9 protein-coding genes and 2 pseudogenes are annotated in these 7905 nt (G+C 62.4%); 8 read left to right on the forward strand and 3 right to left on the reverse strand.

Features of this window, described 5'->3' with window-relative positions:
• Window positions 1–87 precede the first annotated feature (87 nt).
• Entirely contained in the window at window positions 88–423 is a 336-nt protein-coding gene (locus tag GA707_RS21900) for a trypco2 family protein (protein ID WP_370460067.1), read from the reverse strand.
• A 359-nt stretch (window positions 424–782) separates the two neighbouring features.
• On the opposite strand from GA707_RS21900, the gene GA707_RS21035 reads away from it, so the two are divergent.
• From GA707_RS21035 to GA707_RS20475, 8 genes and pseudogenes are all read left to right on the forward strand, one after another.
• Window positions 783–953 carry a hypothetical protein gene (locus GA707_RS21035; protein ID WP_193315473.1) on the forward strand — a complete coding sequence of 57 codons (171 nt, stop codon included), beginning with the start codon at window positions 783–785 and terminating at the stop codon, window positions 951–953.
• A 194-nt stretch (window positions 954–1147) separates the two neighbouring features.
• A pseudogene (locus tag GA707_RS21905) lies at window positions 1148–1228 on the forward strand (recombinase family protein); the annotation flags it as partial.
• Window positions 1227–1427 carry a recombinase family protein gene (locus GA707_RS21910; protein ID WP_370460068.1) on the forward strand — a complete coding sequence of 67 codons (201 nt, stop codon included), beginning with the start codon at window positions 1227–1229 and terminating at the stop codon, window positions 1425–1427. The pseudogene GA707_RS21905 and the gene GA707_RS21910, both read left to right, overlap by 2 nt.
• A gap of 26 nt (window positions 1428–1453) precedes the next feature.
• A complete protein-coding gene (locus tag GA707_RS21485; RefSeq protein ID WP_226964009.1) occupies window positions 1454–1630 on the forward strand; it encodes a hypothetical protein in 177 nt (58 codons plus the stop codon).
• Between the two features lie 284 nt (window positions 1631–1914).
• On the forward strand, window positions 1915–2091 hold the full coding sequence (locus tag GA707_RS21040) for a hypothetical protein (protein ID WP_193315474.1): 177 nt from the start codon (window positions 1915–1917) through the stop codon (window positions 2089–2091).
• Window positions 2092–2266: 175 nt separating this feature from the next.
• Window positions 2267–2620 carry a type II toxin-antitoxin system RelE/ParE family toxin gene (locus GA707_RS20465; protein ID WP_193315475.1) on the forward strand — a complete coding sequence of 118 codons (354 nt, stop codon included), beginning with the start codon at window positions 2267–2269 and terminating at the stop codon, window positions 2618–2620.
• 179 nt (window positions 2621–2799) lie between these two features.
• On the forward strand, window positions 2800–3228 hold the full coding sequence (locus tag GA707_RS21670) for a helix-turn-helix domain-containing protein (RefSeq protein WP_152180299.1): 429 nt from the start codon (window positions 2800–2802) through the stop codon (window positions 3226–3228).
• Window positions 3229–3327: 99 nt separating this feature from the next.
• A complete protein-coding gene (locus tag GA707_RS20475; protein WP_152180300.1) occupies window positions 3328–3744 on the forward strand; it encodes a SecB chaperone in 417 nt (138 codons plus the stop codon).
• Between the two features lie 708 nt (window positions 3745–4452).
• On the opposite strand, the pseudogene GA707_RS20480 reads toward GA707_RS20475, so the two are convergent.
• Window positions 4453–4918: pseudogene (locus tag GA707_RS20480) on the reverse strand (transposase); the annotation flags it as partial.
• 447 nt (window positions 4919–5365) lie between these two features.
• On the reverse strand, window positions 5366–7495 hold the full coding sequence (locus GA707_RS20485) for a tachylectin-related carbohydrate-binding protein (protein ID WP_193315476.1): 2130 nt from the start codon (window positions 7493–7495) through the stop codon (window positions 5366–5368).
• Between the last annotated feature and the right edge of the window lie 410 nt (window positions 7496–7905).

Consider the following 7905-nt stretch of genomic DNA (forward strand, 5'->3'; position numbering starts at 1 on the left):
TCGGCTTCTTGGTCTCTTCGACGATCCGCACAGCCCCTTCACGGAACTCCCGGTCGTACCTCATTCTCTTCTCTGACATCGCAATCCTCATTGTCGATGCCTCCACGCTTCGGGGGGAACCTCAGTCTTGTCCGAGGTGACCGCCACCTCCAGACTCAGCTCCACCGGAGAGGGCCGGAACCGCAGCATCTCACCCGAGGAGGACGCCCACGCCATCGAGAGTTCCTCCCGCAACGAGGCGATTGCATCACTTAACGACACCGCACCCCACGGCGCAGCACCCGACCCCGACGAGCCACGACCTTCACTCATTACAGACCTCCCTAACAGCCGACGAACCGACCAACCCGACCCACTTGTCATCCTGCCCGACCTGGCCATGCGATGACTAGAGATCGAGCGCGACAGACGGGGCGCTGTCATCGCTTTGGACGTCCTCGGATGGTGACTGGTCGCCGCCGATCACCGAGCAGCGTTGTGGCTCAGCAGCTTTGAGAGAGGGCTGTCCGGAGGAACGACCCCTCAATAATTCGCAAGAGATCTCTTAACGGGATCGTCTGGCCTGCGGGATCCGGCGGGCGTGGATCCGTCGCAATTCCGTTGTCCAGCGGCGCATCTGAGTGTGATTGCGGTGTCGGCGTCGCCCCGGGAGACTGCGCGACGCGGGTTCCATCTTTGTGCAGGGCCGGGTGTGCCAGCCTAGCCGTTCGAGGCCGCTGTGATCGACAGAGGCGTCGGTGGTGTAGCTGCTGGGCTGGCTCTTTGCAGGTGAAGGACGGTCGATGGCGCGGCGTGTGACCCGGGTCAAGGGCGGAGCCCACAGCAACCGGGAGAGCGGGGTGATCCCTGGGTGGGTTCTGGGGGTGGCGTTCGTTCTGGCCGTCGTGGCCGCGGCTTGGGTGCTGTTCGAGCCCGCCCTGTTGCGTTGGTTCGCGGACCTGTCGAGCCGTTGAGCTCCGAGAGGCCCGACGTCGAGGCAAGCAACTGTTGCTGTCGTGGACGTCGGCGGATACGTGAGAGTCAGTAGTCAAAAGCAGGCGCGGTGAGGGCTGGGATTGGACGCGCAGCGGTCGGCCATCTCCGCCGAGACCAGCCGTAGAGGATGGACAACTGTCCTCTACGAGGACGACGGCTGGACCGCTAGTAGTTGTCCCGGCCGGGGCTGCAAGAGGCTCTGAGGGCCCTCAGGAGAGGGGAGGCTGAGGCACTGGTCGTGGCCAAGCTAGATCGGCTGTCCCGGTCCTTGCCGGACTTCGCCGGACTTCGCCGCACTGAGGCAGCGATCGCAGCCGGAGGGCTGGGCGCTTGTTGCTCTGGACCTCGGGGTCGACACCGCGACACCGGCGGGGGAGTTGGTCGCCAACGTGGTGGCGTCGGTCGCTCAGTGGGAGCGGCGGGTCATGGACAGCGGACGCGTGAAACGCTAGCTGCGGCCAGGGACCCTGGGGTGCACATGGGTCGCCGGTCGACGCTGCCGGAGTCGACGGTGCAGCTGCTCGTCGCACTGCGTGAGGAGGGTCTGATCTACCGCAAGATCGCCGCGGTGCCAGGCGGACGGCACTCCTACGGGCCAAGGGGCGGCGGAGTGGCGTACTGGCGCAGTCCTCAACTGTGCCTGACAGCCGCATAGCGACCTCGGCGTCTCGCATACTGAGATGATCGGACCTCGCAGGCCTGCGAAACGAGCGTTACGAGCACGAATCCCACGAATGTAAGTCGTATCGGTTGCATCCGATATCGAGGGAAGTATCCTTGCGCTAGAGCGGAGAAGGCCCTCGTCCGGAGGGTTGTCTCCGGGCCAAGGGCCGTCTCGTGCTTGGTGGGCAGCTTCGACCCTATCGCTCTCTCAGCGTCGATGTGGACATCTGGAGAAGGTCCGGAAGATCGACGCTCAGAGAGGAGGTGCAGCACACGATGACGGCTAAGCGCATCCGTCCGGGACAGACCGCCCCGGCGTCGGCTCAGTATCGACTGACCGGCACGCGTCACGAGATCACGCTGCCGAAGGGTCGGCCCGCTCCGCCGACCCCGCGTAAGGGGCAGACGTGGCAGATCGTGGACCGGACCAACAACAAGTCCGGGAAGGGCTAGTCCCTTCGGGTGGCACCGTCGACACATCTCGGCGGTGCCACCAATTCATGTGCCCGTGCTGTTGACTAGGCTCGGTGCAGACATGCCCCACGGGAGGGATACAGGTATGCCACGGAGGGGAGCGCGAGGGTCAAGGTCCAGCGAGTCACCTCCCCCTGCCCGCAAGCGCGACATCGTGTGGTGGAGCGCCGAACCGGGTGGTCGTAAGAAGGCTCAAGAGGAGTTCGAGGATCTGCCTGACTCGATCCGAGGCAAGTTGCTGCAGGCCATGCTTCGCTATCGAGACGGGGTGTCTCGGCGTGAGGACGTCAAGAAGCTCGATCGCGACATCTGGGAGTGGCGGGCGCGAAACGGCAACAACCACTTCCGCGTGCTCTTCTTCGTCTGGGGCAACATCTGTGTGGCTGTGACGGCCTTCTACAAAAACAAGCAGCAGACTCCGTCGGAAGACATCCAGCGAGCGAACGATCGTCGCAAGGTCTGGTTGAAGACGCGAGGGGTGACGCCGCCGCACGGGTGGCAAGAGTAGAAAGTGTCCGTTCGGACACGTTTCGCCGCTTTGGGGTTGCGCCCCGTGTCCAAGTGGCTACAGTATCGGTTGTAGCCGATACGCAGGGGAAGCACACACACAGGTCGCTAGCCCTCAAGCGACCCACAACATCACTCGCAAGCGTCATGCGACCCACAATTTTGAGCGAAGGAACTGCCATGTCGCCGCAGACTCAGCCGTCCCAGTCCACCTTCGATAAGTACCTGCAGGAGCAGCTCCAGATTCCGGGGGTCCGGGCCGGATTCGAAGACGAGGGATTGCTCCAGCGTGTCATCGACCGGCTCATCGGGTTTCGCAAGGCACTTCGGCTGACCCAGACCGAGGTCGCGCGCCGGATGGGGGTGGGGCAGTCCACCGTGTCCGGCTTCGAGACCGAGATGAGCGACCCGCGGCTCTCGACTCTTCAACGCTACGCGCGTGCTGTCGAGGCGAGACTCGAAGTGAACGTCGTTTGGGACGCCACCTGCGATTGGGTGGATACGTCCTCAAACGCTTACACGGTGGCCCGCGTGGAACCGCCGAAGGCGACTCAGGTGCATCGGCGATCGGCGAAGTGGTCCGCCAACCCCTACTCGTTGGCTGCGTGACCCTCGGTGGTCGAAGAGGAGAAGAGGGCGCTCGCGTCTAGAGTCGCTGCACGAGCGAACATCCTCAACATCCGGGCTTCGTCAGTCAACGCTGAGTTGGTGGCTGAGCGAGAGGCCGGTCGTCGGCTGAGTTACGACCTCGTGCCGGATGTGGTCCTGCAATGGGATGGAGGGGAAGACGACACCTTCGTGGTGCAGGTTGCCTTCAACCTGCACCTGACTATGGGCGCAGCACACGCGAGCGACAATGGGGACGACGATGCGTCGGCGGAGGATGGCGATCCTCTCGCAAACATCAAGTACGTGCTCGAAGGCCTCTTTCGCTTGGAGATGCGAGAAGGTGATGAGGCACCAACTGAAGAGGAGTTGGCCGCCTATGCCGAAACCACTGGGTTGTTCGCGCTCTACCCCTTTGCGCGAGAGTGGGCGCACGACTTGACGGGGCGCATGGGACTCCCACCGCTTACCCTGGGCGTGTTGTACGTCCCCGTGGATGGACCTGAGTCGTCCAAGTAGTCTGTCGTCGCCGCGTCATGTCGAAAGGACTCCGGGCTAGACCCTCCAGACGATGTCGACCCCCTGCCGCCTACGGTCCTCGAGGTGGACCCGCGCACGCTCCGCGTAGGCGGCAGGATCCTCGCCGTTGCGAGGCGTCAGACGGTTTGCGAGGCCAGCCTGAGTTCTGAACTGAAGCTTCTGTTCGGTCCGGATGAAAAACGGGTGCGCGACCCCGTGGATCATTTTGTATAGATTGACGAACACGGGCGAGAAGCCTCTCACGGAGTCCACGTTTGTGCGCCCTGTGAGTCTAAGCGTTCAGGGATCATCGGTTCCCTCCCTCACCGTCATTGATGCGAGGGTCTCCGATTTGGCGGAACGTACCAAAATCGTTACCGAGGACGGACATGGCGAGGGGGGATGGCAAATCGTCCCGGACGTAATGAACCGCTACGACTGGATTGAATTGTGAGCCATCGTCGACGGCGAGCCGGAATCTGTCAGCTTCTCAACTAGACTCGTGGGTCAGATCCGAGAAATGCGCGAGTACGGGGAAGCGGCTGACCGCTCTACGTTGGAAGCGGGTCTTGATCCCCCTGTGGGGTATACCCGTCGCTGTCACTTCCCTTCTGGCGGAACCATGGAAGGACTGGCCATATCGCTTCCTCTACCTGCTCGCGACAGCCATCATATTCCTGGTACTTCTCATCGCTGCATCCTGGATAGCTGGTCACCGGCGGCGATGACGGCTTCGCGGTAGCGGCGGGTGGTCTTGACGAACCGCTTGATCGACATGCCCGTCGCGGCTTCGATGTGCCGGGTCACGGCCAGGGCGGCGAACACCACGGTCAGGTGCGCCTCGATCGAGTCGCGCTTGTGGTGGAGATCGGCCGGGCCTGCAGGTCGTGCTTGGACATCCGAAACGACCGCTCGATCTGAAAGAGCCGGTGGTAGGCGGCCATGACGAATTCGGCATCCGCGCGCTCGGGGGACAGGTTGGTCACGTACCCCTTCCATCCCGCCAGTGCCCTCGCCTTGGCTTCGAGGTCGCGGTTGACCGAGCCGGTGCCGCCTTCGAGGCTGACGAACCGGTTCCGCTTCACCGGCACTTTCCCTGCGACGGCCTTCTCGGCCTTGGCGACCTGGTCACTGATGCCCCTTCAGGGTGCGCCGGCCGCGGGTCGTGGGCGTACCGGTAGTACACCCACCAGTGCCCGCGCCCGTCCGATGAAAACGCACTAAGACAGACGCATCAGCGCAGGTCAGCGACCTGCCCGAGCGCCGAACCCGCGGACGTGAGCCAACTCAGGCGGTAGGAGTCGCCGTCGGTCCCATCACGGGAGGGCATCTCATCATTGCGCCACACGCTCACCCACACCAAGTCATCGGTGGATCCGGGCTTAGGCTACGGTCCGTCGCTGCGCCAAGTTGCGGTCATAGTCCGACCTGGTTACCGGACAGCTTATGAGTGTGGAGAGCCGCTACTCGGAGAAGTTTGGCGCCTTCTTCTGAGGTTCCTGGATCAGCGAGGCCTGCCGGCGCCGAAGCGAAGCCGATCCGGCAACTGCAAGATTGCCCCGTGGGAAGCCGAGCGCGCGGGGCCGATGGGTCAGGCGAAGCTAGGGACTGCAGTCCCACGTCAGGCAGGCCGAATCCTGACGCGAATGCTGTCAGCTGATTCGGGGTTCCGGTGGGGAAGGGGTTCGACCGAAACCCGCGCTATCACTTGGCCGTCCGACATCGTGATTGGGACGACGCCGTGTTCAGCTCGCCACAGCCCGTGTGGTGTACCCATGGTGCCATCAGGTGCGGAGATGATGTTGATCGGCGGTGCGTCCACGGGCGTGTCACCGGGGCCGGGCCTGGTTGTGAGCAGGCCATGAGTCCCAAAGGTCACATAAAGGAAGTTCGGCCCCTTGCCAGAAGTTGGCAATTCGACAGCCCTAGTTGACTGGAAGTTCGCGCTTCCAGTCTGCCAGCCAGTGTGACGGTACCAATCCACACTACCATCGGCGGCGAGGCCGAACAGGGTGCCATTGCCCCCGCTCCAAACCTGTTCATACTGTGTCCAGTTGCCGCCCAGGTCGACAGCGCGGCCGTCTTTTACCCAGTTTGGCCTGCCAGTGCGCACCCCCGTGTGCCGGTACCACTGCAGTCTTCCATCATCAGAAATTGCATAGATGGTGCCGCCACCGCCTGCGAATACGTGCCAAAACTTGTGCCATGACCGGCCCGTGGAGATGCGACTCGCGTCAGTGTCATTCCAGCTCCACCGACCAGTCTGCGATCCCGTGTGTCGATACCAGAGGAGCGATCCATTCTTGGTGATCGCGTAGATCACGCCATCTCCGCCTGGGAATACCTGCTTGTAGTCATCCCAGCCGAATCCAGTCGATATAACGTTCTCAGCACCCTCGTTCCAGAAGCCACTTGGCTCTGCCGGATCATGCCGGTACCAAGCGAGTTCGCCATCCGGCGTGATGCCGTAGAGCACTCCATCGCCCCCGGCGAACATATCCAGGTAGCGGTCCCAGCCACGGCCCGGACCCCTTTCGGGGCGCAGCGTAGTCACAGACGCCGAACCACGGTGCGGTAGCGGATTCGGTTTGGGGCCAGTCCAATTCGTGATGGCGAACGTGTAGAGGCCCCCGTTGGGACTAGATGCATATACGCGTCCAGTGCCGAGTTCCATCCTAATGCGATGGTTGTTCCACGTTCCATTCGTCTGCACAAATAGATCAGTCGACGCAGCTTTGTCGGCCGCTGCTGGCCTGCCTTGCTTGTTGCGGTGGATATAGCCGGGTGTACCCTTCAACTGTCCCCGCTGCATTGTCACCCGCCAGATGGCCAGCCCAGGGCCACTGCTGGCAAGGCTTCCTTCGAAGTTGTCGCCGGCAACCGCCGAGGCCGCGGCGTGTGTCCTGTACTCGAGGATGAAGAACTCGGCTGCCTTCCTACGGGCCGAGTACACCAGCAGAGGTCGGTGGCTGTTTGTGTCCCCGGGGACCGTGGGAGCGACCAGCTCCGCGGTGCTGTTGGTGCCAGCCTCAACGAGACGCGGCTCAGTCCAGCCCAGCAGAGTCTTGTGCATCGGATCGAGATGGCTCGGGTTTGTGCCTGAACTACCCATAAGACTGCCGGGACTGTTCAGTACTCGATCCGACTCCCAAAGGCCATAGATGTCCACTGCGCCCAGCGCATGCATGATTTCGTGCGTAATCAAGGAAATCGAGGCCGCGGCGCCAAAAGCCCCTACTGCATTGCCGGTGACTTTGAGGCCGGAAACGGTGACATCGACGGGAACAGCTGCGGGCGTTGTCCCCTGCTGGCGTGCGCTACCGAACTGTCCGCCCCGAGAGTCACTCGCGGCGATCACAAGCACTATTGCATCGTCAGGGGTTAAGGTCCCGGAACGATTGCGGTCATATCTCGAGAAATTGATGTCAGCCTGGGCCGCCTTTATAGCTTCGCCACGGATCAGACTGCCATCGAGGGACAGCTTCCCGTTGTTGTCCTTATCCAGTTTCAGCTTGGTGTTATCGAGGACATAGACGGTCGGGGAAACGACGCTCTTCGCAACGTCAAACCCGAATCGGCCGCGGCTCATCTCTAGAAGGAAGTTGTTGATGCTCCCCGGCGCACCCCATATCCGGTTGGTCCAGTAGGCTCGGGTATGTGTCGGGGGCCTGAAGGCTTCAAGGTATGTGCCCTCAGCAGCAGCCAAAGCGTATCTAATGGCAATGACCGGGCGTTTAGTGGTCGCCGCCATGCTCGCAAAGCCGAAGTCTTTAGCTTGCATGCTGCACCTCGCTTGCCGAGTAGACCAAGAATCTTATGGGGATCACTGCTCTCTTGTCCACAGTGGGGGCAGGAGTCTTCCTATCTCGCTGCCCGGGCGTTCCACTGGTGGTCCTTGGTCGCGACGTCGGCGGCGGTTGGGTGACCAGGTCGCTGCTGGTAGCCGGGGCGTGCGTGGACGCGTTCGAAGAGGACGGTCCATTGGTGCTGCCAGGGCAAGGCCCAGGGTAGGTGCCAGGTGAGGTTCCCCCCGAAGCGTGGAGGCATCGACAATGAGGATTGCGATGTCAGAGAAGAGAATGAGGTACGACCGGGAGTTCCGTGAAGGGGCTGTGCGGATCGTCGAAGAGACCAAGAAGCCGATCGCCCAGGTTGCCCGCG

Source organism: Nostocoides sp. F2B08, from assembly GCF_009184895.1.
Taxonomy (GTDB): domain Bacteria; phylum Actinomycetota; class Actinomycetes; order Actinomycetales; family Dermatophilaceae; genus F2B08.

Coding starts and splice junctions, on each gene's coding strand:
- GA707_RS21900 (WP_370460067.1), bottom strand. CDS start 423: ATGACAGCGCCCCGTCTGTCGCGCTCGATCTCTAGTCATCGCATGGCC.
- GA707_RS21035 (WP_193315473.1), top strand. CDS start 783: ATGGCGCGGCGTGTGACCCGGGTCAAGGGCGGAGCCCACAGCAACCGG.
- GA707_RS21485 (WP_226964009.1), top strand. CDS start 1,454: ATGGGTCGCCGGTCGACGCTGCCGGAGTCGACGGTGCAGCTGCTCGTC.
- GA707_RS21040 (WP_193315474.1), top strand. CDS start 1,915: ATGACGGCTAAGCGCATCCGTCCGGGACAGACCGCCCCGGCGTCGGCT.
- GA707_RS21670 (WP_152180299.1), top strand. CDS start 2,800: ATGTCGCCGCAGACTCAGCCGTCCCAGTCCACCTTCGATAAGTACCTG.
- GA707_RS20485 (WP_193315476.1), bottom strand. CDS start 7,495: ATGGCGGCGACCACTAAACGCCCGGTCATTGCCATTAGATACGCTTTG.